This window comes from Martinezella tropici, from assembly GCF_003287875.1.
Lineage (GTDB): Bacteria > Pseudomonadota > Alphaproteobacteria > Rhizobiales > Rhizobiaceae > Rhizobium > Rhizobium tropici_C.
In genome coordinates this window covers 234571-259492 of record NZ_QMKK01000044.1, presented here as the reverse complement: position 1 = coordinate 259492, position 24922 = coordinate 234571, and the positions used below count along the sequence as shown (strand labels likewise).

Annotated in this window: 22 protein-coding genes and 1 other RNA gene; 10 read left to right on the top strand and 13 right to left on the bottom strand. The window is 60.8% G+C overall.

Annotated elements, in window-relative coordinates; translation table 11 throughout:
• Positions 1 to 12 precede the first annotated feature (12 nt).
• The 8 genes from DQ393_RS19575 to mprF form a co-directional block, all read right to left on the bottom strand.
• Positions 13 to 759 carry a YebC/PmpR family DNA-binding transcriptional regulator gene (locus tag DQ393_RS19575; RefSeq protein WP_095435726.1) on the bottom strand — a complete coding sequence of 249 codons (747 nt, stop codon included), beginning with the start codon at positions 757 to 759 and terminating at the stop codon, positions 13 to 15.
• 112 nt (positions 760 to 871) lie between these two features.
• Positions 872 to 1423 (bottom strand): hypothetical protein, encoded by a 552-nt coding sequence (locus DQ393_RS33210; protein ID WP_146758988.1) that lies wholly within the window; start codon positions 1421 to 1423, stop codon positions 872 to 874.
• A gap of 85 nt (positions 1424 to 1508) precedes the next feature.
• On the bottom strand, positions 1509 to 2351 hold the full coding sequence (locus DQ393_RS19570) for an MBL fold metallo-hydrolase (RefSeq protein WP_112343393.1): 843 nt from the start codon (positions 2349 to 2351) through the stop codon (positions 1509 to 1511).
• A 174-nt stretch (positions 2352 to 2525) separates the two neighbouring features.
• The gene (locus DQ393_RS19565) at positions 2526 to 3350 is read right to left on the bottom strand and encodes a TIGR00282 family metallophosphoesterase (protein ID WP_112343392.1); all 825 of its coding nucleotides are present in this window, start codon (positions 3348 to 3350) and stop codon (positions 2526 to 2528) included.
• Positions 3351 to 3353: 3 nt separating this feature from the next.
• The gene (locus DQ393_RS19560; protein WP_112343391.1) at positions 3354 to 3941 is read right to left on the bottom strand and encodes a 5-formyltetrahydrofolate cyclo-ligase; all 588 of its coding nucleotides are present in this window, start codon (positions 3939 to 3941) and stop codon (positions 3354 to 3356) included.
• Positions 3942 to 4046: 105 nt separating this feature from the next.
• The gene (locus tag DQ393_RS19555; protein WP_112343390.1) at positions 4047 to 4721 is read right to left on the bottom strand and encodes an HAD family hydrolase; all 675 of its coding nucleotides are present in this window, start codon (positions 4719 to 4721) and stop codon (positions 4047 to 4049) included.
• 198 nt (positions 4722 to 4919) lie between these two features.
• Positions 4920 to 6317 (bottom strand): virulence factor, encoded by a 1398-nt coding sequence (locus DQ393_RS19550; protein ID WP_112343389.1) that lies wholly within the window; start codon positions 6315 to 6317, stop codon positions 4920 to 4922.
• A complete protein-coding gene (gene mprF / locus DQ393_RS19545) occupies positions 6314 to 8923 on the bottom strand; it encodes a bifunctional lysylphosphatidylglycerol flippase/synthetase MprF (RefSeq protein ID WP_112343388.1) in 2610 nt (869 codons plus the stop codon). The genes DQ393_RS19550 and mprF overlap by 4 nt, the downstream gene beginning before the upstream one ends.
• A gap of 414 nt (positions 8924 to 9337) precedes the next feature.
• Here mprF and DQ393_RS19540 point away from each other — a divergent pair, with 414 nt between their 5' ends.
• On the top strand, positions 9338 to 9667 hold the full coding sequence (locus tag DQ393_RS19540; RefSeq protein WP_432422009.1) for an ArsR/SmtB family transcription factor: 330 nt from the start codon (positions 9338 to 9340) through the stop codon (positions 9665 to 9667).
• 39 nt (positions 9668 to 9706) lie between these two features.
• Here DQ393_RS19540 and DQ393_RS19535 read toward each other — a convergent pair whose 3' ends face one another.
• Positions 9707 to 10570, bottom strand: coding sequence for a helix-turn-helix transcriptional regulator (locus DQ393_RS19535; protein WP_112343387.1), 864 nt, complete (start codon positions 10568 to 10570; stop codon positions 9707 to 9709).
• Positions 10571 to 10671: 101 nt separating this feature from the next.
• Here DQ393_RS19535 and DQ393_RS19530 point away from each other — a divergent pair, with 101 nt between their 5' ends.
• The gene (locus DQ393_RS19530) at positions 10672 to 11490 is read left to right on the top strand and encodes an SDR family NAD(P)-dependent oxidoreductase (protein WP_112343386.1); all 819 of its coding nucleotides are present in this window, start codon (positions 10672 to 10674) and stop codon (positions 11488 to 11490) included.
• 43 nt (positions 11491 to 11533) lie between these two features.
• Entirely contained in the window at positions 11534 to 12250 is a 717-nt protein-coding gene (locus tag DQ393_RS19525) for an SDR family oxidoreductase (RefSeq protein WP_112343385.1), read from the top strand.
• A gap of 40 nt (positions 12251 to 12290) precedes the next feature.
• Here DQ393_RS19525 and DQ393_RS19520 read toward each other — a convergent pair whose 3' ends face one another.
• Complete coding sequence (locus DQ393_RS19520) at positions 12291 to 12728, bottom strand: MarR family winged helix-turn-helix transcriptional regulator (protein WP_112343384.1); 438 nt, start codon at positions 12726 to 12728, stop codon at positions 12291 to 12293.
• A gap of 291 nt (positions 12729 to 13019) precedes the next feature.
• Here DQ393_RS19520 and DQ393_RS19515 point away from each other — a divergent pair, with 291 nt between their 5' ends.
• Complete coding sequence (locus DQ393_RS19515) at positions 13020 to 14819, top strand: chloride channel protein (protein WP_112343383.1); 1800 nt, start codon at positions 13020 to 13022, stop codon at positions 14817 to 14819.
• Positions 14820 to 14913: 94 nt separating this feature from the next.
• Here the strand turns inward: DQ393_RS19515 and ssrS are convergent.
• From ssrS to DQ393_RS19500, 3 genes are all read right to left on the bottom strand, one after another.
• A non-coding RNA gene (gene ssrS, locus DQ393_RS19510) (6S RNA) lies at positions 14914 to 15072 on the bottom strand.
• 66 nt (positions 15073 to 15138) lie between these two features.
• Positions 15139 to 15516 (bottom strand): cell division protein ZapA, encoded by a 378-nt coding sequence (locus tag DQ393_RS19505; RefSeq protein WP_112343382.1) that lies wholly within the window; start codon positions 15514 to 15516, stop codon positions 15139 to 15141.
• A gap of 48 nt (positions 15517 to 15564) precedes the next feature.
• Positions 15565 to 15840 (bottom strand): DUF4164 domain-containing protein, encoded by a 276-nt coding sequence (locus tag DQ393_RS19500; RefSeq protein WP_015341018.1) that lies wholly within the window; start codon positions 15838 to 15840, stop codon positions 15565 to 15567.
• A 399-nt stretch (positions 15841 to 16239) separates the two neighbouring features.
• Here DQ393_RS19500 and tkt point away from each other — a divergent pair, with 399 nt between their 5' ends.
• From tkt to DQ393_RS19470, 6 genes are all read left to right on the top strand, one after another.
• On the top strand, positions 16240 to 18222 hold the full coding sequence (tkt, locus tag DQ393_RS19495; protein WP_112343381.1) for a transketolase: 1983 nt from the start codon (positions 16240 to 16242) through the stop codon (positions 18220 to 18222).
• Between the two features lie 64 nt (positions 18223 to 18286).
• On the top strand, positions 18287 to 19297 hold the full coding sequence (gene gap / locus DQ393_RS19490; RefSeq protein ID WP_112343380.1) for a type I glyceraldehyde-3-phosphate dehydrogenase: 1011 nt from the start codon (positions 18287 to 18289) through the stop codon (positions 19295 to 19297).
• 2 nt (positions 19298 to 19299) lie between these two features.
• Complete coding sequence (locus tag DQ393_RS19485; protein WP_112343379.1) at positions 19300 to 19884, top strand: putative glycolipid-binding domain-containing protein; 585 nt, start codon at positions 19300 to 19302, stop codon at positions 19882 to 19884.
• A gap of 514 nt (positions 19885 to 20398) precedes the next feature.
• Positions 20399 to 22249, top strand: a complete 1851-nt coding sequence (locus DQ393_RS19480; protein ID WP_112343378.1) for a potassium/proton antiporter — start codon at positions 20399 to 20401, stop codon at positions 22247 to 22249.
• A 72-nt stretch (positions 22250 to 22321) separates the two neighbouring features.
• Positions 22322 to 23524, top strand: coding sequence for a phosphoglycerate kinase (locus tag DQ393_RS19475; protein WP_112343377.1), 1203 nt, complete (start codon positions 22322 to 22324; stop codon positions 23522 to 23524).
• A gap of 213 nt (positions 23525 to 23737) precedes the next feature.
• Positions 23738 to 24763, top strand: a complete 1026-nt coding sequence (locus DQ393_RS19470; RefSeq protein ID WP_112343376.1) for a class I fructose-bisphosphate aldolase — start codon at positions 23738 to 23740, stop codon at positions 24761 to 24763.
• Positions 24764 to 24922 lie beyond the last annotated feature (159 nt).

Sequence of the window (24922 nt, the reverse complement as noted above, 5' to 3'; positions counted from 1 at the left end):
AACTGCAAAGGATCAGGCCGAGAGCTTGGCCAGAACTTCGTCAGAAACTTCGAAGTTCGAATAGACGTTCTGAACGTCGTCATCGTCTTCCAGGTTTTCGATGAGCTTCATCAGCGACTGAGCCTTTTCTTCATCGACCGGCACGTTGTTCTGCGCGCGCCAGATCGCCTTGACAGTTTCGGCTTCGCCGAGCGTCGCTTCGAGCGCCTTGGCGACCTCGCCGAGAGATTCGAAGGCGCAGATGATCACATGGCCTTCTTCATCGCTTTCGACGTCATCGGCACCGGCTTCGATCGCCGCTTCCATGACTTTGTCGGCATCGCCGGCGGAAGGCTTGTAGGTGATTTCGCCGACGTGATCGAAGGAGAAGGACACCGAGCCGGTTTCGCCAAGCGCACCGCCGGCCTTGGTGAAGATCGAGCGGACGTTGGACGCCGTGCGGTTGCGGTTGTCGGTCAGTGCTTCGACGATGATCGCCGTGCCGCCCGGGCCGTAGCCCTCGTAACGGATCGCATCGTAATTCTCGGTGTCGGCACCGGAAGCCTTCTTGATGGCGCGATCGATATTGTCCTTCGGCATCGACTGCGCCTTGGCGTTCTGGATCGCCAGACGCAGGCTTGCGTTCATGGCCGGGTCGGGCAGACCCATCTTGGCAGCGACCGTGATTTCGCGCGCCAGCTTGGAGAACATTTTCGACCGCACCGCGTCCTGACGGCCCTTGCGGTGCATGATGTTTTTAAACTGTGAATGGCCAGCCATGGCACCCCTGTTCACGTCTTTTGTTGGGAATGGCCGCCTTATAAGAGCGAAGCGGCCTTCATTCAAGTGAAAAGCCGAATAATGGTGTCGGTCGGGGCCTTCCGCCACATTCCTATGGCTTGACGGCAAGCTTGCCTGCCCGAATATCGCCGACGGTTTCCATGGCCTTGTTCAATCCCTCGAGCGATGCGCGTTCGTCCTTGATTACGGGTCGTAGATCGGGCGACCAGTCATTGATGGCGCCGACGCGCGCCAGAAAAGTACTGCCGCTTCTCATCTGTTGAATGATCCGGCTTGCCGGAACGCAACCATGTGTATCGGTAGCTACCGCCGGATGGCTATCGACTCTGATCAATGCAGTCATGCCCGGCGCATCATGTGACAAGAGGCAGACGCGTTGGGGTGTCGGCGAACTGCCGTAGTCAATGAACAAAGCCCCCGATAGGGACGTAATGCTACAATTGCGTTTGTCGGTCATCGCATCGGCTGGGCAAGACACGCTCCAACTGCCAGCCGCTAACAGATTTGCGCTCTTGCCAACAGAAACCGTTCCCTGGCTGAATTTTTCGATGCGATAGCCATCGGGCGTCGTGTTGACCGGGTTTGATGAGATGCAGCCCGACAACGCCGCAGCTACTAATGCAGTGAAAAGAACCCGATTCATGCGCTTCCCCCAATGGTACAGCACAATCAATCATGACCAGTGGAAGTTGCATAGATGGGCGGGATATATATCTCAACGAAAATCGTCATAGCCCCTTGAGCACATAGATCAGCGGCTTGCGCGGCAGGGTCTTCACCGACACCGTGACGCTCGCGGTCGGCGCATAGCCGACATCGAAATCGGGACCGAACAGGGCCAGGAACTGATCGACCGGTGGACCCCAGCGATGCATGGGCAGGATGAGCGACGAGCGCAGCCTTTTCACCACGCGGCTCATGCTGTCGGCCCCCATGGTCAAGCCGCCGTCGACCGGCACCATCACGACATCGAGCCGGCCGATTTCGGCATATTGCTGGTCGGTGAGTTCGAAATGCAGATGCCCGAGGTGGCCGATACAGAGGCCCGCCACCTCGAAGATGAAGATCGAATTGCCGTTGGCTTCGATGCCGCCACCCCAGGAACGAATATCGGTGACGACATTGCGGATCAGCGTATCACCGACGGTCATGCGGATCTTTGCCGGCTCTCCGGGCACGTCGCTCCATCCATGCAGCACATATTTGATCGCCGGGTCTGGCGTCAGCGTGTAGTGGCTCGGATGCGCCTTGTTCATCGTCACGACCTCAGGCGTATAGGGCGGTGGATAGGCGCCGCTATAATCCGTGGCGATGGAAACGCCGCCCGGCGTTTCGATGAAAAGCGTGGCATGGCCGAGGAAGGTGATCTTCACATCACCATTAACCGGATTATTGGCGAGCGTCGGACCGGGAGGAGAAAAGCTGACGAATGTCGCCTTGGGCAGGGACTGCGCGATCGCCTGGCATTGGCTGGGTTGCGGAGGAACCGGATTCTGCTGGGCGTCCGCGACGTTCCAGCTGAGGATGATCGCCAGGAAAAACACGGCAAGGACAGGAAATCGCTGTAACATGCCATCCCCTCAAGCCAGATAGTGGCCGAAGGATGCGGCATGATCGGAAACGGGTCCAGCGGCAATCAGATGGGATTGCTCACAATCGCGTCATCATATGCCGATGATGAATTATAGAGCGGATTCAGATTTTAGGTCGACCTGACCTAAAATCATCCGGCTCTGGTGCAGCGATCAGCGCCAGAAATCTGGAATGGTTTCCGCAAGACGCGGTCCGAGCCGCAGCGGCGCGATTTTTTCGGCCAATCCCGTCGTGTCGGAAATCTCGACACCGACGCCACAGATGGTGGCAGGCCCCGAAGCCGCCTCGAAACGTCCCTTCGGCATCTTCGAAATGAAGCGGTTCAACGGTTCCTCTTTGTCCATGCCGAGCGAAGAATCGTAATCGCCGCACATGCCGGCATCCGACATATAGGCGGTGCCGCCATTGAGGATCTGCGCGTCCGCGGTCGGCACATGCGTATGGGTGCCGACGACGAAGCTTGCACGGCCATCGACGAAATGGCCGAAACACTGTTTCTCGCTCGTCGCCTCTGCATGAAAATCGAAGACGATCGCATCGGCCTGTTCCTTCAGCGGGCAGGCATCAAGAATGGCTTCTGCCGACTTGAAGGGATCGTCCAGCTCAGGATGCATGAAGACGCGGCCCATGATGTTGGCGACGAGGACGCGGGCGCCGTTGCGGGCATAATAGAGGCCGGAGCCGCGGCCGGGCGTGCCGGCCGGATAGTTGGCGGGGCGCAGGAACTGGTCGTGGCGCTCGCAGAATACAACGGCTTCCTTCTGGTCCCAGACATGGTTGCCCGTTGTCACGACATCGGCGCCGGCATTGATCGTTTCTAGGAAGATATCCTCGGTGATACCGAATCCGCCGGCGGCGTTTTCGCCATTGACGATGACGAAATCGAGCTTCAGGTCGGATACGAGCCCCGGCAGGCGTTCCCACACCGCGGTTCGTCCCGTCTTGCCGACCATATCTCCCAGAAAAAGCAGCCGCATTCGCTATCCAATCACTTCCGAAACGAAATTGAGTCCGCTCTCGGTCAAAATCGCGTCAAGACGGACATCATGCGGCTCAGCCGGTACTGATGGCACTTCTTGGCAATCGAATGCAATGCCGATCAGCTGGGGATTCAAGCCTTTTTGATGCAAGCGCTCGATAGCGCGATCGTAATGGCCCGCCCCATAACCAATGCGATGCCCGCTTCTGTCAAAGGCCGAAAGCGGCACGAGCATGACATCGGGATCGAACACCGCCGCATCGGGACCCGGGCCGAAAGTCCCGAATCCGACGGGAACCAGCGGCGCATCCGCGACAAGCTCCCGGAAGACGATCGTGTTGCGGTCGAGGATGACGGGCACGCAAAGCCGTGCACCACGTTCCCGCAGCCGCGCCATCAGCGGCCTTATATCCACTTCGGAGCGGATTGGCAGAAAGCCGGAGACAACGGTCCCCGGTTCGACATCGATGACATCGCCGCCATGGGCAAGCATGGCAAGGCCTTTTTCGATGCGCTCATCGGCCGGAATGGCATCGCGCGCCGCCAGGCATTCGTTACGGTATCGGGCTTTCAGCTCTTTGGGGCTCATCGGATCTTCGCAAGTATCTATGATATCGCGAAAACATAATGAGCCGGCCGCCCGTTGCAAAGCGCGAAAGCGACATCCAGCCGTAGCAGAAGGAAGTCAGCTCTTTCAGTCCTTGCGGATGATCGACAATTTTCTGTCGCCGTCCACATGCGCGCGAACATTCTCATAGTTCTGCAGCGTCGTATGACCGGTCTCGATCGGATGCGAATGCGTGGCGGTGATGACCACCACATCGGCACCGGCCGCTTCGCCCGCCTTGACGCCGGCCAAGACGTCTTCAAACACCAGGCACTCCGATGGGCTGAGGCCAAGGCGCTGCGCGCCGAGAATATAGCCCTGCGGATCGGGCTTGCCGACCTTCACGTCTTCGGCGGTAACCATGAAGCGCGGAACCGGGATCCCGGCCGCGTCCAGCCGCGCCAGCGCCAGCCGATAGGGCGACGAGGTAACGATCGCCCAGCGCTCCGGCGGCAGTGATGCAAGGAAATCGACGGCGCCCGGCAGTGCGATGACACCCTCGACATCGGCGATCTCGGCTTCGGTGATCTTCAGCGCCTCCGCGATCGGATCGACGCCAGGCAGATTCAATTGGCCGATGGTATCGACCCCGCGCTTGCCATGCATGGTCGGCATGAACTTCTCGACATCAAGACCCTGGCCGCGTGCCCAATTGCCCCAGACACGCTCTGCAGCAGCAATCGAATTGATGATCGTGCCGTCCATGTCGAACAGGAAACCGGAATAGGTCTTGGTGAAGGCGGAGGACGATGCAGCGGACAAGGATGGACCTTTCTGGATGTGACGGCGAGCGGCGGCGTGAAACCGGCACTCATGCTATGTATCCTTCCGACTAGCGGCAGCCGCGGCAAGAAGCAAACAAATGCTGCGCCGAGCATCCAGGAAAAGGCATCTGCCTGCGGTAACGGGAAGGAACAGGATGGGACGCGCGGCAAGCAAGCATGCCGCGCGTCATGAATGCTACTCGCCGAGGCGGCTCTTCAGGCCGTTGATGATATGGTTCGCCAGGGCCTCGTAGTCGTCATCGAAATGATGACCGCCATCCATGGCGATGACTTCGGCGCCGGTGCCCTTCAACAGCGGGCATGCGACATCCTCGTCGTCGTCCTTGCCGTAGACGCACTGTACCATCTTCGGATTGACGGACTTGAGGTCGTTGACGGGATCGCCGCCCTTGCCCTGGCTCGAAGCGCCGAGCCAACCCATGACCGAGATCACATAGTCGACCTTCTGTGACAGAGAAAGCAGCGACATCTGGACGATCTTGTCCTTTTCGGCCTGTTTCAGGCGGTTATAGCTCGCCGGCAATACATCGGCGCCGAAGGAATAGCCCACCAGCACCACGTGCTTGACCTTGAAGCGCTTGGTGTAGAAATCGATGATGCGGGCAAGATCATCGGCCGTCTGTTGCGGATCCCGCTCCGACCAGAAGTAGTGCAGCGAGTCGACGCCCACGACGGGGATGCCCTGATCCTGCAGATAGCTGCCGACCTCCTTGTCGATATCGCGCCAGCCGCCATCGCCCGAATAGACGATCGCAAGCGTATCTTCGGTCGGCGTCGTTTCCATGACATCGAGGGGAAGGCCAAGCGGCGATTTGGAGCTGTCGATCGATTTCATCAGATCGGCAAGCGAAGCCTCGAGCGTCGCATAGGTATCGCCATTGCCCGAATCCGTCGACTGGACCTCGGGATGTTCCTTCTGGATCTCCTCGATATGGTCGCGTCCATCCTTCGGTGCATTCGGCGTGAAGGTCACGAGGATCGGGTTGGGCAGCGCACCTTCCTGCAGGCCGAAGGACACCATGTCGCCATCGGTCTTCTTCTCGGCCGGCGTGCAGAGCTCCTGTTTCAGACCGATGCCGGCGGTCGGATCGACGGCCAGCGTGCCGGCGATCGTCGCATCCGGCGTCTGGGCGGCAATGGTCAGCGCCATGGCGCCGCCTGAGCCGACGCCGGCAATGATGGGCAGCTGATAGGTACTGTCGGCAAAGGAGCGCTGCACCTGCTGGCTCAGCGATTCCAAATCCGCGACGATATAGATGCAGCCGTCGTTCTGGCTGACGTCGTATTTGTTGAGCGAAGCCAGAAAGGACGGATAATCGATGCCGATGACCAGCGTGCCGTTGGCAACGAGCTTGTCGGCGACCGCCTTTTCCTTGTCGCTCCAGCCGGCAAGGTCGGAAATCAGAACGACTTCGCTCGTAACCTTACCTTGCGGACGCATGATATGCGGCGCGGGGATCATGCCCAGATCATATTTGGCATCGTCGGCCTCAGCGCGCGCCGGCCCCGATACCAGAAGGCTCAGCGACACCATGCCGGCGAAAGCCAACGACATTGCGTATTTCAAGATCATTTCCTCACGACCCCCTTAAGTCCGCCTCCGATGAGGAATGTGGCATCCATCAACGCGATCATTGGACTGACACCTCCCGAAACAGCCAGGTAGCGCGGCTGCCATTCAGGATGGAACTTGGATTTGAAGGCACGAAGCCCCTTGAAGTTGTAGAAACGCTCGCCATGCTCGAAGACAGTCCCTCCGACCCTGTCCCAAACCGGCGCCGATTCCCGTCTCGACATGCCCGACAGCGGTGCCATGCCGAGGTTGAAACGCTGAAAGCCCTGCTCCTTGAGATATTCGAGAATCTGCACGAACAGAAAGTCCATCGAACCCTTCGGGGCATCGGGCGAAAAACGCATCAGGTCGACGGATCCCTCTTCCTTGGTCTCCGTCATCAGGATATTCGCAAAAGCGACGATCTTACCATCCTTCTTCAACACGCCGACCGGCTGCGAGCACACATAATCCGGGTCGAACGCGCCAAGCGAAAAGCTCTTTTCCTTGGCATTGTGATCGGCAAGCCATGTGTCCGACACATGGGCAAGCTCATCCATGACTGCAGGTATATCCTGAGGCTCGATAACGGCAAATTCTAGTCCGTCGCGGACCGCGCGGCTCGCGGTTTGCCTGAGGTTGGCCCATTTGCCGCCTTTCAGTTCGAAATTGGCAAGGTTGACCACGGCCAGTTCGCCGAGCTTGAAGGCACGCAAACCGGCATCCGCACAATAGGACAGAAGCGCCGGCGAAATCTGGTAGAATACCGAACGGCATCCTGCGGCTCGCGCAGCCTCGACGAAGCGCCAGATGAGATCGGGCAGCGCCTGGCGCGGACCGACCGGATCGAACAGTGCGATCCAGGAGCGGCCCTGCTTGCCATACATGATGAAAGCATCGCCCTTTTCAGAGAACATGATGCTCTTGTCGCCCATGCGCACCAGATTGGCGTCGGCCACGCCTTGCTTGCGAACGATTTCGACGGCGCGCGTCACCGCATCGTCGGTTACAGGCTCCAGGCGCTTTGTCGCGGGACGCAGCAGGCTGAAGATCGCGATCGCCGAGGAGAGGATGGAAATGCCGAGCGCTGCGCGAAGGCCGCGCGGCGCCTCGTCGGCAAATTCGAACTGCCACCAGAGCTCGTTGCTGTATCCGACATCGCGATAGACGAAGAACAGCACGACAATGGCGCCGATGCAGATGACGGCAATCGCCGTCAGCCATCCGGCGGTAAGCGTCTGGTTGAGCAATGAAGCGGGCCGGCTGAATAGGCGGCGGCTGACCATGAGGCTGAAAACGAAGAAGGCGAGCAGCCCGGCCTCGACGATGGCGATCGCCTTCAACAGCGAGAAGAACAGCGCCAGCAGCGCCGAAAAGATCGCGACCCACCAGGCGCCGTCGAGACGCTGGCTGAGGCCGCGCGCCGCGACGATGATCGCAAGCCCGAGAAGGCTCGAGAGGAAATGCGCGCTTTCGACGAGCGATAGCGGCAGATAGTCGGAAAGCACGATCAGGTTCTGGTCCGGCGTCGGCGTCACGCTCGAAAAGACCAGCATCATGCCGAGCAGCAGCGCAAAAGCAGACAGCAGCTGGGGCATGAGACGGGCGCCGATGCGGCGCATGCTCGACGCGACGGGATGATCGACGAAGCGGCGCAGCTCCGCCACGGAGATCGCGGCAATCGCGATGACGAGCGGTATGACGTTGTAGATGACGCGATAGAGGACCAGTGAACCCAGCACCGCATCTTCGTTCACCGAGCTGCCGAGCCAGGCGATGATGATCGTTTCGAAAATACCGAAGCCGGCCGGGACATGGCTGAGCACGCCAAGTCCGACGGCAATGGCATAGATGGCGAAGAAGCCGGGCCAACCGATCGAGGATTCCGGCAGCAGCACATAGAGCACGGAGGCCGATGCGGCGATATCGAAAGCGGTGACGAGGAATTGCCGCGACCAGGTCCGCGAATCCGGCAGGCGGACGGCGATCGGCCCGATGCGCACCTCGCGACCATTGCGGCCGGCATAGACGACGAAAGCAAGTGCGGCGAGGATGGCAATGGCGACCAGCCGCAGCCACAATCCACTGACATTGATCAACGGGCCGATCTCATCGGCGATGACAAGCAACGCGATCGAACCGACGGCGGCCAGTCCGAGACCGAAGGCAAGCGTGACGAAGGCGATGACGCGGGTGATGTCATCTGGCGAGAGGCCGAGCCGGGTATAGGCGCGATAGCGGATCGCACCGGCGCTGAGCGCGCCGAAACCGGCGGTATTGCCGACCGCGTAGGCGCTGAAGGAGGTCAGCGCCACATGCGGGAACGGCAGCCGCTTGCCGATATATTCAAGCGCGTTCTGGTCGTAGAAGATCAGGGAAGCGAAACTCAGGCCGGTGAACAGCAGTGCGAGCAGTACCGAAGAGATCTTGGTCGTCGTCAGGGCGTGAACGACGTCGTCATAGCGCACCTCATTGGTCAGATCGTAGATCGCATAGGCGGCGATGCAGAAGACGGCGACGGTGAGAAGGGCGACGATCAGCGCGCGATAGCGGTTCAACAGACCGACGAAACCGCCACGCTCTTCCAATTCCTCATCGGCATTTTCCAGATCGATTGGGCTCGACATCTTCTACCTGTTTATAATGACCTTTGCCGGTCCTGATTATCGGGAACATCCAGTAACACCGGCAGTGTGTCTTCGTGTTGCCGCATACGCTTCTTTCAGCAGGCCCGGTATGACGCGCGCTCCCATCGTTCTGAATTTAGGCAATTTTGGCGCAGGCCCCGTTCCGCCACCAATGAATCTGTTATTATTTAAAGGATTTTGTCATTCACCCGGCTTTTAAGCTTATCCACACACAAAAGTGATCTTCCCACTCCCCCGCATGCTGCTCCCTATCAGGAATCTGCGACGCGGTCACCTGCCGGTACCACCTACTCGGATTGCCTCACCCGACAGACCGTCCGAGCCGGGGTCGCTCGGCAAGATTCCCGTCTGCGGCTTCAGCCAGGCAAAAATGAAACCGGCCGCCAGCAAGGATTGGCGCGGGCAAGCCGGAAGCATAGCGACCTCATCTTCAAGGCCCTTGCGCATCGTCGCCGGCGCGAAATTTTGGATATGCTCAAGGATGCGCCGCGAACGACTGGCATGCTCTGCGAGGCTTTTACGGATATGGACCGCTGCACCGTAATGCAGCATCTGAAGGTGCTTGAAGATGCAGACCTCGTGATCGCCAAAAAGGAAGGACGCGAGCGTTGGAACCATCTGAACAGCTTGCCGATCAAGCAGATCCACGATCGCTGGATCAGTGCTTATGCCGGCCATGCGCTCACTATCCTCGATCGGCTGAAAAGCGATTTGGAAGGTTGAAAAGCGGAGTAATGGCTGTGCTCGATGGAAGCCGAAGGGTTATGCCACGCCAACTCGGCCCAACAGTTGCTCCAGCCTGTCGCTCGATCCATCCTCGTCGAGTGGCGTGTAGACCACCAGCTTCATATCAACCCGATCCATCACGGCAAGCGCGGTATATTCGAATGTCATAAGGCCACCTTCGGGATGGCGCAGACGCTTGTGACCGGTCAGCGGCCGCAGCACATCCTGCCTCGGCCACCAAACACGAAATTCCGGGCTTGCCTGCGTCAAGGCGGCGATCAGCCGCTCGAAATCCGGATCGCCGGCATAACGGGCACTGTCGGCACGAAACATCGCCAGCGAATTCGCCGCCACGATCTCCCAATCGACCAATAGCTGCCGATGGGCGGGATCGGTGAAAACCCGATGGATGCTGTTGCGCGCATCGCCCTGCAGCCGGCTGTAATCGCCGAATATTGCAACGGCCGCAGCATTCCAGGCCAGCACATCCCAGCGCCGGCCGAGAACATAGGCAGGCTGACCTTTAAGGCTCGCAAGCATGTGCAACAACGCGGCCGGCACATCCTCGGGTCCGTGCGAGGGAACCTCCGCCGACGGCCGGTCGCTCAGCGTAAAGAGATGCCGCCGTTCGGCGGGATCAAGGCGCAGCGCGTCGGCCAGCGCCGAAAGAACCTCCGCCGAGGCGCGCACGTCGCGGCCCTGCTCCAGCCATGTGTACCAGGTGGCGCCGACGCCGGCGAGCAGCGCCACCTCCTCGCGCCTGAGCCCAGGCGTGCGGCGGCGAAACCCTGCCGGAAGCCCGACACTTGCCGGGGTCAATTTTTCTCGGCGAGAGCGCAGGAAGGCACCGAATTCACGACGCCGGGCCTCGAGGATGGTTTGGTTTTGATTGATGGTCATGCCTCATCATAGCAGGATTAATACTAGGATAAAGTCGAAACTGTTTGTCGCCTTCGCAAGCTGCCAAAGTATTTGGCGTAAGCTATATGGAGGCTGTTGCGATGGATATGAGCGGTAAGACGATCCTGATCACGGGCTCGACCGATGGCGTCGGTCGGCGGGTTGCCGAAAGATTGGCGGAGACCGGTGCCAAGGTGCTGGTCCACGGCCGCAGCCGGGCGCGGGCGGAAGAAGTGGTCTCCGGCATTCGCGATAAGGGCGGCGATGCAGTCTTCTATGTCGCCGACTTCTCCTCGCTGGACGAGGTCCGCGCGCTTGCCGATGCCGTCGAACGCGACCATGAGCGCCTGGATGTCCTGATCAACAATGCCGGCATCGGCACCAGTGGCGGCGGCGGTGGACGCCAGGAGAGCCGCGATGGACATGAACTGCGCTTTGCCGTGAACTATCTCGCCGGCTTTCTGCTGACGCGCCGGCTCCTGCCGCTCTTGAAGGCAAGCGCTCCCGCCCGCATCGTCAATGTTTCCTCGGTCGGTCAGCAAGCCATCGACTTCTCCGATGTCATGCTGACCCGCGGCTACAGCGGCGTGCGCGCCTATTGCCAGAGCAAGCTGGCGCAGATCATCTTCACCTTCGATCTGGCAGAGGAGCTCGCCGGCTCCGCCGTCACCGTCAACTGCCTGCATCCGGCAACCTATATGGACACGACCATGGTGCGTGAGGCGGGTGTCGCACCGCTGAGCTCCGTCGATCAGGGCGCCGATGCCATACTCAATCTAGCTGTCGGCAGCGGCTTGGAAGGCCATACGGGCCTCTATTACGACGGACTGCGCCCATCCCGCGCCATTGCCCAGGCCTATGACCCAACCGCGCGCCGGAACCTGCGAACACTCAGCCAAAGCCTTACCCGCACCGCCTGAACCACACCCTTCCATCACTCTCTGTCCTCAAAAGGAGACATGCATGTCGTCTCAACACATCGCTATTATCGGCGGCTCCTCCGGTATCGGCCTTGCGACCGCCGCCCATCTTCTCGAAAAAGGCTATCGCGTCACCATTACCGGGCGCGATGCCGCCAAACTCCAGGCAGCTCGGCAAAACCTCAACAACGATATTGCCACCGTCACCATGGATGCGGCCGCCTTTGGCCGCCTTGGCGAGGCCTTCCAGACAATCGGACCGGTCGATCATCTCGTGCTGGCATTGGGTGGCGGCAATGGCGCCGGCCCTTTCGCCACGGTCGACCTTGCCGATGTCAGGAAAGGCTTCGAGCAGAAGACTTTGGCGCATTTCGCCTGCGCTCAGGCCTGCCTGCCCTATCTGTCGAAACAGGGCAGCATCACCTTCGTCTCCGCCGTGTCGGCGCAGGCGGCTATGCCCGGAACCGCCGGGCTCGGAGCCATCAATGCCGCCATCGCCGCTTTGGCACCGATCCTCGCCGTCGAACTCAAGCCCATCCGGGTGAACTGCGTTTCTCCTGGCGTCGTCGATACCCCCTGGTGGGATTTCCTAAGCGAAGAACAGAAGGAGCCGACCTTTGCCGGCTTCGCTGCGCGCACGCCGGTTGGCCGTGTCGGCAAACCACGGGAGATCGCCGAAGCCATCGCCTTCCTGATCGGCAACGGCTTCACCAGCGGTCACACGCTGATCTGCGACGGCGGTATCCGCTTGGGCCAATGATCCCTCGCGCCATTGCCGGTATCACCAGGCAATGGCGCCCTCAATCATTGTGGACCCCAGCCTGAAGCTGGGTCAGAATCTCGATCAGTCGCGGCGCCATCTCACGGATTTCGACCAGATGGATCGAACTGAGCATTTGGAGAACCTCTTCGGACTTTTCCGTCAAGTGCAGGATCTGCCGGCGCTTGTCCGTGAGATCGGGATGGCGGGTGACATAGCCACCCTCAATCAGGCGCCCAACCAGTTCCGTCGCCGTATGCGGCGCGATCAGCAGCTTTTCCGCGAGCATGCCGATCGTCATCGCTTCGGTGGCGCCATTCCCTTTGATGGCCAGCAGCGCCTGATGCTGCTGCGGCGGCAGACCCGCCTCATGGGCAGCCGAGGTGCTGAAATCCATGAACTTGCGCAGGGTATAGCGCAGCGTCGCCAGCGCCTCGTAATCCGCCTGTGAAAGAGCTTCATCCAAACGTCGCACCATCAAATCGTCCTCATTGCCGCCGCCCGCGGTCCTAAAGCATGTCGCGCAAAATCTTCAGCGGTTTTGCGGCAACACCGTGCTCCAGATCAAGGAACTATAGTGCCGAAAACGAATCTTGCAGATCGCACCGCGCCTCAGTTGATTTATATCGCATTACGATATATTTGCCATCTCAAAGCGGGGAGTGGCTGAAGGACGGCCGCGCGCTTGGAGCATTCCGGGAAAAGTACGCAGCGGTTTTCCGTCCGGAATGCGTGAGAACAGGAAAATGCTCTGGAACAGAAGGCGCAAATGCAGGACACTGTAACCTTACAAAGTCACAGTCGCGATTTCTCCGGCGGAGCTTCCCGCAAGGACAATGGCGATTTCACCACGGACAAGCGCGTCCTGGTGCTGATTGCCATGGCGCTTGTCGTCGGCACCGGCGGCGCATTCGCCGCCTGGGGGCTTATCAATCTCATCGCGCTCGTCAGCAACGCCCTCTGGCTGTTCAAGATCAGCACCGCGTCGCTCTCCTTCGCCATGGTAGCACGCTCGCCCTGGATGATCGCCGCTCCCATTCTCGGAGGCATCGTCATCGGCCTCATGGCACGCTACGGTTCCGAAAAGATCCGCGGCCACGGCATTCCCGAAGCCATCGAGGCGATCCTGATCGGCGGCAGCCGCATGTCGCCGAAGGTGGCGATGCTGAAGCCGCTGTCATCGGCAATCTCGATCGGTTCCGGCGGCCCCTTCGGTGCGGAAGGCCCTATCATCATGACTGGCGGCGCCATCGGCTCGCTCTTCGCGCAGCTCTTTCATATGAGTGCGGCCGAGAGAAAGACCCTGCTGGTTGCCGGCGCGGCCGCCGGCATGACCGCGGTGTTCGGCACGCCGATCGCGGCCGTCATGCTCGCCGTCGAACTGCTGCTGTTCGAATGGAAGCCGCGCAGCTTCATTCCAGTCGCTGTCGCCGCCTGCGTTTCGGTCATCTGGCGTCCATTGTTGCTCGGCAGCGGCCCGCTCTTCCCCGCGCATTTCGAGATGTCGCTCTCCTGGTGGGGCATCGCGCTCGCCGCCGGCCTCGGCATCGTCTCGGGCCTGCAATCCGGCCTGCTGACCACCCTGCTTTATAAGATCGAGGATGCCTTCGAAAAGCTGCCGATCCACTGGATGTGGTGGCCAGCCCTCGGCGGCCTCGTCGTTGGGCTCGGCGGCTTGATCGAACCACGTGCGCTGGGCGTCGGCTACGACATCATCGCCGATCTCTTGCACAGCCATATCGCCGTCGGTGCAGTGCTGGCGATCCTGCTTGTCAAGGCGGGCATCTGGCTGGTGGCGCTCTCCTCGGGCACGTCGGGCGGCGTTCTAGCACCGCTGCTGATCCTCGGCGGCGCGCTCGGCTGGCTCGTCGGCCTTGCCCTGCCCGGCGATCCCGGCTTCTGGGCGATGCTCGGCATGGCGGCCATGATGGGCGGCACCATGCGCGCTCCGCTCACCGGTACATTCTTCGCCGTCGAGCTGACCGGAGACATGGGCGCGCTGGTGCCTTTGCTCGCGGCAACGGTCTCGGCCTATGCCGTCACCGTCCTTCTGCTGAAACGATCGATTCTGACGGAAAAGATCGCACGGCGCGGCCAGCACATCACCCGCGAATACGGCATAGACCCGTTCGAGCTCACCCGCGCCCGCGACATCATGATCGCAAAGGTGGACACCCTGCCTGCCGCCATGCGCCTGTCGGAAGCGCTGCACCGGATGACAGAGCAGCCGGATGCGCACCGCTTCTATCCCGTCGTCGGCGACAATGACCGCCTGGTCGGCATGATCTCGCGCGCCGATGCTCTGCGTTGGCACAGCGAGCCGGACCTCATGGATCAATCGCTCTATGACGTAATCTCGGATACATCGCTCCCGGTCGCCTATGCTGACGATACTGTGGGACGCGTCGCCGATATCATGATCCAGGCCGACACGGGACGCGTTCCCGTCGTCGAGCCGCAGACCGGCCGCCTCGTCGGCCTGATCGCCCGCAAGGACCTGCTGCGGCTGCGCAGCGCGACGAACCGGGCGGAACTGGAGCGTGGCGCCTATCTGCGGTCGAAAAGTTAAGGGGAGGAGGAGTGGCGTCAGCGCGGCGGCAGAACTGCGCGGCGCCTTCCTTTGCAATCAGCTGGGAAAATTGGCCCTGAGCCGGAAAATTTGAGAGCGATCCACGACGACCGATGGATGTTTACGATCCTGGGTGCCTACAAACGTAGGTGGGCACCGTGTGTCCAGGCCCACGGGCCTGGTCAGGGACAGCTCCCTTTGGATCGAGTATGGCCCCAGGGATTGTGGTTCCTGTCGGGAAGCGCAGACCGCCAAAACTATATAGAGCGGATTATGTCGTCGCACCAGAGGGCCGCAGCTGGCATCCGCAGAAATAAACTCAAGCCTGTTCCGCGCCGGGCCGCGCGAGAAGCTTCTCGGTAATGCCGTGAATGCGCGCCGTCACCTCATCGATGACGCTTGCCAGCGTTTCCTCGGCGCGCGCGTTGGCCGCCACGGTCGTATCCCGGCTGCTGGTCAGGGTTTCCAGCTCGGCCTCCAGCGAAGACACACGCCGGGTCAATTCCGATACTTCGTCCATGATCATGATGCCGGCCATGACGGTGACCCGGAGATCGCCGATTTCGCCGAACTGGCTTTTCAAATGCATGACATAGCGATCGAAGCGATTGGCGAGATCCGTCAGATGATCTTCCTGACCTTCTTCGCAGGCCATCCGGTAGGCTTTGCCGTCGATCGTTACCGTTACTTGCGCCATTCGACTTTCCGATCACTGCCGCGCTGCGACGGCTGCCTCCCGAGGGGATCAGCGGTCCAGCACGGCTCTTATGGTTTCCATCGCCGTAACCAGCCGGCGCGACACTTCCCGATTGACCTCCTCGAGCCGGTTCGCACGGAACTCGGCCTGGTCCAATTCCTGGGCAAGGCGGGAACGATCGGCGTGAACCCTGCGGACCTCGCCTTCTATATCGCTTTGCGCCCGTTCCCGCTCGAACCGCCCGTCGACGGCGCTCTCCAAAGTCGAGAGTGCCTGGCGCAATTGAGCGAGCGCCGCGTCCACCGTTTTGCCTGAAGGTGTCATACCCTTCGCTTCTCCGCGCAAGGCCCGAATCAAAACATCCGGCCACTTGTCTGATTTCGCAACAATATTCAACTCGGCAACAGCACGTCAATAAAGGCTGCCATGTGGCAGGCCCCCTATTCTGTGGATGAATGCCGCCTTTTCCGGCTGCACAGGCATTGTCGCATCATTGTCGTCTTTTGTAAAAGTGAACGGGCAAATGTTAAAAAATTGCCGCTGGAGGGTCGGATTGAGCCCTCGATTTGTTGACTTGCTCGCCCTAACTGCTATGTCTCAGCCGCCTGAGGCGACGTTGGAAATGACGTTCGGAAGAGTGTCGCTTTCATCCGCCTTTCAACCGATGGCCTCCCTCCCAAGCGTGCGGCCATCCCCCGAACCCGGAACACTGCGGAAAAACCCATGAACTCTCGCGAACAACACGACCGGATGGCGAATGCGATCCGTTTCCTTGCCATGGATGCTGTCGAGAAGGCCAATTCCGGTCACCCCGGTTTGCCGATGGGGATGGCTGATGTTGCCACCGTTCTCTTTGGCAAATATCTGCGCTTCGATCCGAAGAACCCGCTTTGGCCTGACCGCGACCGCTTCGTGCTCTCGGCCGGACACGGCTCGATGCTGCTGTATTCGGTCCTCTATCTGACCGGCTATCCCGACATGACGGTCGAAGAGCTCCAGCGCTTCCGCCAGCTCGGCTCCAAGACCGCCGGCCATCCTGAGTATGGTCACGCCACCGGCATCGAAACCACGACCGGCCCGCTCGGCCAGGGCATTGCCAATGCGGTCGGCATGGCGATCGCAGAGCGTAAGCTGCGCGAGGAATTCGGCTCGGAGCTTCAGGATCACTACACCTATGCCATGTGCGGCGACGGCTGCCTGATGGAAGGCATCAGCCATGAGGCGATCGCGCTGGCCGGCCACCTCAAGCTCAACAAGCTGATCCTGTTCTGGGACAACAACTCCATCACCATCGACGGCGCCGTCTCGCTTTCGGACTCCACCGACCAGGTCGCCCGCTTCAAGGCCGTTCACTGGAACACGATCGAAATCGACGGTCACGACCAGGCTGCCATCAGCGCCGCCATCGAAGCCGCCCACCAGTCCGACCGCCCGACGCTGATCGCCTGCAAGACGATCATCGGCTTCGGCGCTCCGAACAAGCAGGGTACCCATAAGGTCCATGGCTCGCCGCTCGGCGCCGAGGAAATTGCCGCGACCCGCGTCGCGCTCAACTGGCCCTACGAGCCCTTCGTCATCCCGAATGACGTCCTCGGTGAATGGCGCGCTGCCGGCGAACGCTCCATCGGCACCCGCGAAGCCTGGGAAGGCCGCCTTGCCGCAGCCGACCCGGCCAAGAAGGCCGAATTCACCCGCCGCTTCGATCACAAGCTGCCTGCCGGATTCGACGCCGCCATCAGCGACTACAAGAAGAAGCTCGCGGAAACCAAGCCCACGGTCGCAACCCGCAAGGCTTCGGAAGACGCGCTCGAAGTCATCAACGGCTTCATTCCGGAAACGCTCGGCGGTTCGGCCGACCTGACGCCGTCGAACAACACCAAGACCAGCCAGATGAAGTCGATCACCCCGACCGATTTCTCCGGCCGTTACATGCATTGGGGCATCCGCGAACACGGCATGGCCGCTGCCATGAACGGCATCGCCTTGCACGGCGGTCTCATCCCCTATAGCGGCGGCTTCCTGATCTTCTCGGATTATTGCCGTCCGCCGCTCCGCCTCGCTGCCCTGATGGGTATCCGCGCCATCCACGTGCTGACGCATGATTCCATCGGCGTCGGCGAAGACGGCCCGACCCACCAGCCGGTCGAGCAGGTCGCCAGCCTGCGCGCCATCCCGAACTTCCAGCTCTTCCGCCCGGCGGACGCAACTGAAACGGCCGAATGCTGGCAGATCGCTATCAAGACGACGAACCGTCCGTCCGGTCTCGCGCTGACCCGCCAGAACCTGCAGGCCGCCCGTACGGAATATAGCGAGAAGAACCTCTGCGAACTCGGCGCCTACACGCTGGCCGGCAATGCCGACGCCAAGGTGACGATCTTCGCTTCGGGCTCCGAAGTCGAACTCGCCGTTGCCGCCCGCGCCGTTCTCGAAGGCAAGGGCGTCTCCACGCGCGTCGTTTCCGTTCCCTGCACCGAACTCTTCTTCGAGCAGCCGGACGCCTACCGCAAGGATGTCATAGGCACCTCGCCGGTCAAGGTTGCCGTCGAAGCCGGCGTTCGCGAAGGCTGGGATGCCTTCATCGGACCTGAAGGCGCATTTATCGGCATGAAGGGCTTCGGCGCTTCCGCTCCTTACAAGGACGTCTACAAGCACTTCGGCATCACGACGGAGGCCGTTGTCACCGCCGCTGAGGCAAAGCTTTCCTGAGGGCGCTGACAAGCGCTCTCAAATCCAATAGATAAACACCCTGAGTGAACGGGAGTGACATTCAATGACTGTAAAAGTTGCTATCAACGGCTTTGGCCGCATCGGCCGTAACGTCCTGCGTGCGATCGTCGAATCCGGCCGCACCGACATCGAGATCGTTGCCATCAACGACCTCGGCCCGGTCGAGACCAACGCCCACCTGCTGCGTTACGATTCCATCCACGGCAAGTTCCCCGCCGAAGTGAAGGTCGAAGGCGATACGATCATCGTTGGCGGCGGCAAGCCGATCAAGGTCACGGCGATCAAGGACCCGGCAACCCTGCCGCACCGCGATCTCGGTGTCGACATCGCGATGGAATGCACAGGCATCTTCACCGCCCGCGACAAGGCCGCCGCTCACCTGACGGCCGGCGCCAAGCGCGTCATCGTTTCGGCTCCTGCCGACGGCGCTGACCTGACCGTCGTTTTCGGCGTCAACCATGACCAGCTCACCAAGGAGCACCTGGTCATCTCTAATGCGTCCTGCACCACGAACTGCCTGGTGCCGGTGGTCAAGGTTCTCGATGACGCTGTCGGCATCGACCATGGCTTCATGACGACAATCCACTCCTACACCGGCGACCAGCCGACGCTCGACACCATGCACAAGGACCTGTACCGCGCCCGCGCCGCAGCCCTGTCCATGATCCCGACGTCGACGGGCGCCGCAAAGGCTGTCGGTCTCGTTCTGCCGCACCTCAAGGGCAAGCTCGACGGCACGTCGATCCGCGTTCCCACGCCGAACGTCTCGGTCGTCGACTTCAAGTTCGTGGCCAAGAAGGCAACGACGGTCGGTGAAATCAACGAAGCCATCAAGGCTGCATCGAACGGCAAGCTGAAGGGCATCCTCGGCTACACCGACGAGCCGCTGGTTTCACGCGACTTCAACCATGACAGCCACTCGTCGATCTTCGCGACCGACCAGACCAAGGTCATGGAAGGCAACTTCGTGCGCGTCCTGTCCTGGTACGACAACGAGTGGGGCTTCTCGAGCCGCATGTCCGACACGGCCGTCGCCTTCGCCAAGACGATCTGATCATGGCCTTCCGCCCGCTCCTTCCGACGACAGTCCGCTGGCGTCCCATGGAAGGAGACGGGCTGGAACACCTGACGATCACCCCTCTCGATCATGCCGGCGCCGCGGCCATCCGCGCCGCCGGCATGATCATTGGTGCCCGCGGCGGCACGCCCTACGGCGTTTACTACCGCATCGATTGCTCCACCCATTGGGCGGTTCTTTCCTTCTCCGTCGAAGCCACCGATGGACGCCGTCTCGCGCTGGTCTCGGACGGCAAGGGACATTGGCGTACCGAGGATGGCGTGGCCCTGCCGCAATTCGACGGCTGCATCGATATCGATCTCTACGGCTCGCCCTTCACAAACAGCCTGCCGATCCGCCGGCTGGAGATGACGCCGGAAAGCGGAACCGCCAAGCTTTCCATGCTCTATATCCCATTCGACACGTTCGAGCCGGCGCGCGACGGCCAGCATTATACCTGCATCGTGCCGGAGAAACTTTATCGCTACGCCGCCGAAGACAGGGATTTCAGCGTCGACCTCCCAGTGGACGAGGATGGGCTGGTGATCGATTATCCGATCTATTTCAGGCGCGTGGATGTTTGAGCTGCGGTATCGTTACTCTTGCTCATTCAGCAAGCAACGAGCTTGTGCTTGGATCCTCGGGTCAAGCCCGAGGATGACGTGTTTTCGAGGTGGACCGCGGACAAACGATAGTTTTTTGAGATGCATCTCCCAAGTCGCTATGTGTCTTTGGCCTATTCTCAAGCATCGTCATCCTCGGGCTTGACCCGAGGATCCACGCACAAACCTTTTGGCCCAACCGCAATTGCCCTTCAAAACGCCTCAATCTTTGTTCTCCCTGCCCTGCTATGGTCCAGATTTACCAATAAATTTTGGACAGGACGTCTCCCAGGGCATTCCAAGCCGCTTCGCCGTTCTGGCAAAAGCGCATCACACCACGCCGTCGCAACCGTCAGAGTGGGCTTCAGTCGTAAAGCTCTCCTCTGAATAAGGTCATATTTGCCAATATGACCGGCAAGACTGCATGATGGGATGACGAAGGGACTTCCGCATTCCGGGCTTTTGGCCCAGCGGCGCAGGGAAAGGGGAAGACAAGGTGGAGGCATTTTACGTCATCGTGCTGGTCGGCACGGTCCTTGTTCTCATTGCGGCCTTTTCCAGCCTCCTCGCCTTCCGCTTCGGCGCACCCTTGCTGCTGCTTTTCCTGATGATCGGGCTTGCCGCCGGCACCGACGGGCTCGGCATCGAATTCTCCAACAATTATCTCGCCTATATTCTCGGCTCGCTGGCTCTTGCCATCATCCTCTTCGATTCCGGCTACGGCACGCCGATCCAGGCCTTCAAACTTGCCGCGGCACCGGCGCTGACGATCGCCTCCGTCGGCGTCATCGCCACGGCGGCGCTGTTCGGCCTTGCCGCCACCTGGCTGCTCGGCTTTACCTGGCTGCAGGGGCTGCTGCTCGGCTCTATCGTCGCTTCGACGGACGCCGCGGCCGTCTTCTTCCTGCTGCGCATCGGCGGCATCAATATCCGCGACAAGGTGCGCTCGACACTCGAAGTCGAATCCGGCACCAACGATCCGATGGCGATCTTCCTGACGCTCGCCCTGGTCGAGCTGCTCGCAAGCGGCGAAGGCTATGCCGGCATCAATCTCGCCATGCTCGCCACCTTCATCCAGCAGATGGGGCTTGGCGTCGTCCTTGGCCTGCTCGGCGGCATGATGATCGTGCTCATCGTCAGCCGGCTGGAGACCGATCGCGGCCTGACGCCGATCTTCGTGCTGGCGCTGGCGCTCCTCGTCTTCTCCTTCACCGGCGCTGTCGGCGGCAGCGGTTTCCTGGCCGTCTATGTCGCCGGCATTTACGCCGGCAATCGCAAGATGCCGGCCTCAGCCTCGATCAAGCGCTTCCAGGACGGCATGACCTGGCTGGCGCAGATCATCATGTTCCTCGTTCTCGGCCTGCTCGCCACGCCGTCGCAATTTCCGGCCATTGCCATACCCGCCGTGGCGTTGGCTCTTTTCCTGATCTTCATTGCCCGACCGATCGCCGTGTGGCTCTGCCTGCTGCCCTTCGATTACACCCAGCGCGAGACCGGCTTCGTCGCCTGGGTCGGCTTGCGCGGCGCCGTCTCCATCTTGCTGGCCATCATGCCCATCCTCGGCAACCTGCAATCAGGCCAGACCTATTTCAACGTTGCCTTCATCGTCGTGCTGGTGTCGCTGCTCGTACAGGGCTGGACCATCAAACCCATGGCGCGCCGCCTCGGCCTCATCATTCCCCCGCGCATGGGAGCGATCGACAAGGTCGAGGTCGACCTGCCCGGCACCGTCAACCACGAACTCCTCTCCTATCGTGTCGTAAAGGACAGCCCGGTCCTGCGCGGCGAACGTATACCGCGCTGGGCAATGCCTTCGCTCGTCGTGCGCGACGGCAAATCCATGCGCTATCAATATGCCGGTCGCCTGCGCGAAAACGATATCGTCTATCTCTTCATCTCGCCCAATTATTCCCGGCTTCTCGACCGCCTCTTTGCCAGCCGCGCCCCGGTCGATCCCGACGATGCCGAGTTCTTCGGCGCCTTCTCGATCTCGCCGCTGCGCCCCGCCGCCGATCTCGATGCGGCCTATGGGCCGGGCCTGCTGAGCGAACAGGAGAAGGGGCTTACCATCGCCGAACTCATGCGCCATCGCCTGGGCGGCAAGGCCGATTATGCGGATCGCGTTCGCCTGGGCGAGATCATTCTGATCGTCCGCGATCTCGACGAGAGCGACCACATCCAGTCGGTCGGCATGTCGCTCGAAGCGGTGGAGCCGCCTGTTCTGATGCCGATCTTCATCAATCTCCACGATATTTTTAAGAGCATCCGCGCTCACCTGCAGAAGCGTCGGGAGCACCCGGAAGCCAGCGTTTCAAACGATTCAAATGCCGGAAAAAACGACGCCTGAATGGCCTTGCGTCTCCGATCATCCGTAGTATGGTCGGCGCACTTTTCGCCACCAACAACATTGGATCCTCCTATGGCAGCCTTCAAAACTCTCGACGATCTCACCGACATCACCGGCAAGCGCGTGCTCGTGCGCGTCGACCTCAATGTGCCGGTCAAGGATGGCAAGGTCACCGATGCGACCCGCATCGAACGTGTCGCTCCGACGATTCTCGAACTGTCGGAAAAGGGTGCCAAGGTCATCCTGCTTGCCCATTTCGGCCGTCCGAAGGATGGCCCCTCCCCGGATCTGTCCCTCGGACTGATCGTACCGGCGGTCGAAGAAGTTCTGGACCACGCCGTTCTCTTTGCTTCCGATAGCATCGGCGCTCCGGCCGCCGATGCCGTTGCCAAGATGAACAATGGCGACATCCTGCTGCTGGAAAACACCCGCTTCCATAAGGAAGAGGAAAAGAACGACGCCGCCTTCACCAAGTCGCTTGCCGCCAATGGCGATATCTACGTCAACGACGCCTTCTCCGCCGCGCATCGCGCCCACTCTTCCACGGAAGGCCTCGCCCACCTGCTGCCGGCCTATGCGGGCCGCACCATGCAGGCAGAGCTCGAAGCCCTGGAGAAGGGTCTTGGCAATCCGGTCCGCCCGGTTGTCGCCATTGTCGGCGGCGCCAAGGTTTCCACCAAGATCGACCTTCTGACGAACCTGGTGAAGAAGGTCGATGCGCTTGTCATCGGCGGCGGCATGGCCAACACCTTCCTCGCCGCGCGCGGCACCAATGTCGGCAAGTCGCTCTGCGAACACGATCTCGCCGACACCGCCAAGCAGATCATGATCGAAGCCGCCACGGCCGGCTGCGCGATCGTTCTGCCGGAAGACGGCGTCATCGCGCGCGAATTCAAGGCCGGAGCCGATAACGAGGTCGTGGCGATCGACGCCATCCCCGCCGATGCCATGGTGCTCGATGTCGGCCCGAAGTCGGTCGAAGCCGTCAATGGCTGGATCGGCCGCGCCACGACGCTGGTCTGGAACGGCCCGCTCGGCGCCTTCGAAATCGCTCCCTTCGATGCCGCCACCGTCGCGGTCGCCAAATATGCTGCCGAGTGCACCAAGGCCGGCAAGCTGACCTCGGTCGCCGGCGGCGGCGACACCGTCTCGGCACTCAACCACGCCGGCGTTGCCGACGACTTCACCTATGTCTCGACGGCCGGCGGCGCCTTCCTCGAATGGATGGAAGGCAAGGTTCTTCCCGGCGTCGCCGTTCTGCAGAACGGCAAGTAAGAAAACCTCTTCGCGATGATTGATCAAAGCCGCGAAAGCTAAAGCTTTCGCGGCTTTTCCATGAGTGCTAGGATAGCGTCCAAAACTTTCAAACGGTTGAAATCATTTCAATCGTTTCAATTAGTTAGCCAGCCATTTCCCTCCTTCTACACTTCTGTTATCGCCGATCTATATTGATCCTGTCGCCGATTGAAATCGCCTTGGAGAAACAAAATGAGCGAACGAATTGAAGACATTGCCGTAAAGATGGTTGCTGGTGGCAAGGGCCTCCTGGCGGCGGACGAATCCACCGCCACGATCAAGAAGCGCTTCGACGCCATCTCTCTCGTATCAACGGAAGAGAGCCGCCGCGACTATCGCGAAATGCTCTTCCGCTCCGACGACGCCATGAAGAAGTACATCTCCGGCGTCATCCTCTATGAGGAAACCCTCTTCCAGAAGGCAGCGGACGGCACCCCCTTCGTCGATATCATCAAGGCTGCAGACAGCATTCCCGGCATCAAGGTCGATGTCGGCGCCAAGCCGCTCGCCGCCTTCCCCGGCGAAACCGTCACCGAAGGCCTCGACGGCCTCGCCGACCGCCTGGCGAAATATTATGAAGCCGGCGCCCGCTTCGCCAAGTGGCGCGGCGTGATCGCCGTTTCCGATACGCTGCCGACCTATGGCGCCATCAAGGCCAACGCCCACGCGCTCGCCCGTTATGCCGCTCTTTGCCAGCAGGCCAAGATCGTCCCGATCGTCGAGCCGGAAGTGCTGATGGATGGCGAACCCGGCACGCAGAGCCTCGACCGCAGCGAGGAAGTCACCCGCTGGACGCTGCAGATCGTCTTCCAGGAGCTCGCAGAAGCCCGCATCAAGCTCGAAGGCATGATCCTGAAGCCGAGCATGGTCATCGACGGCAAGAAGGTCCGCAAGGCCTCCGTCGAGCAGGTCGCCGAACGCACCGTTAAGGTACTGAAGGAAACCGTTCCGTCAGCCGTTCCCGGCATCGCCTTCCTCTCCGGCGGCCAGTCGACGGAAGAGGCAACCGCCCATCTCTCCGCGATCAACTCCGGTTACGATCTGCCCTGGCACGTGACCTTCTCCTACGGCCGCGCCCTGCAGGACAGCGCGCTGAAGGCCTGGGGCGGCAAGGCCGAGAACGTCGCAGCCGGCCAACGCGCCTTCACCCATCGCGCCGAGATGAACTATCTCGCCGCCAAGGGCAGCTGGACGAAGGATCGCGAACAGGCTGCTTGATATCAGCTGGAGTAATTCCGGGGAAAGTGCACTGCAATTTTCCCGGAATCGCGTGGAAACAATGGGATAGAGCAGTTCGATGACGCTCTGAAAAGCTGAACCGCTTGAGTATTCGAATGAACGAAAAACCCCGATCGCGATGCGATCGGGGTTTTTTGC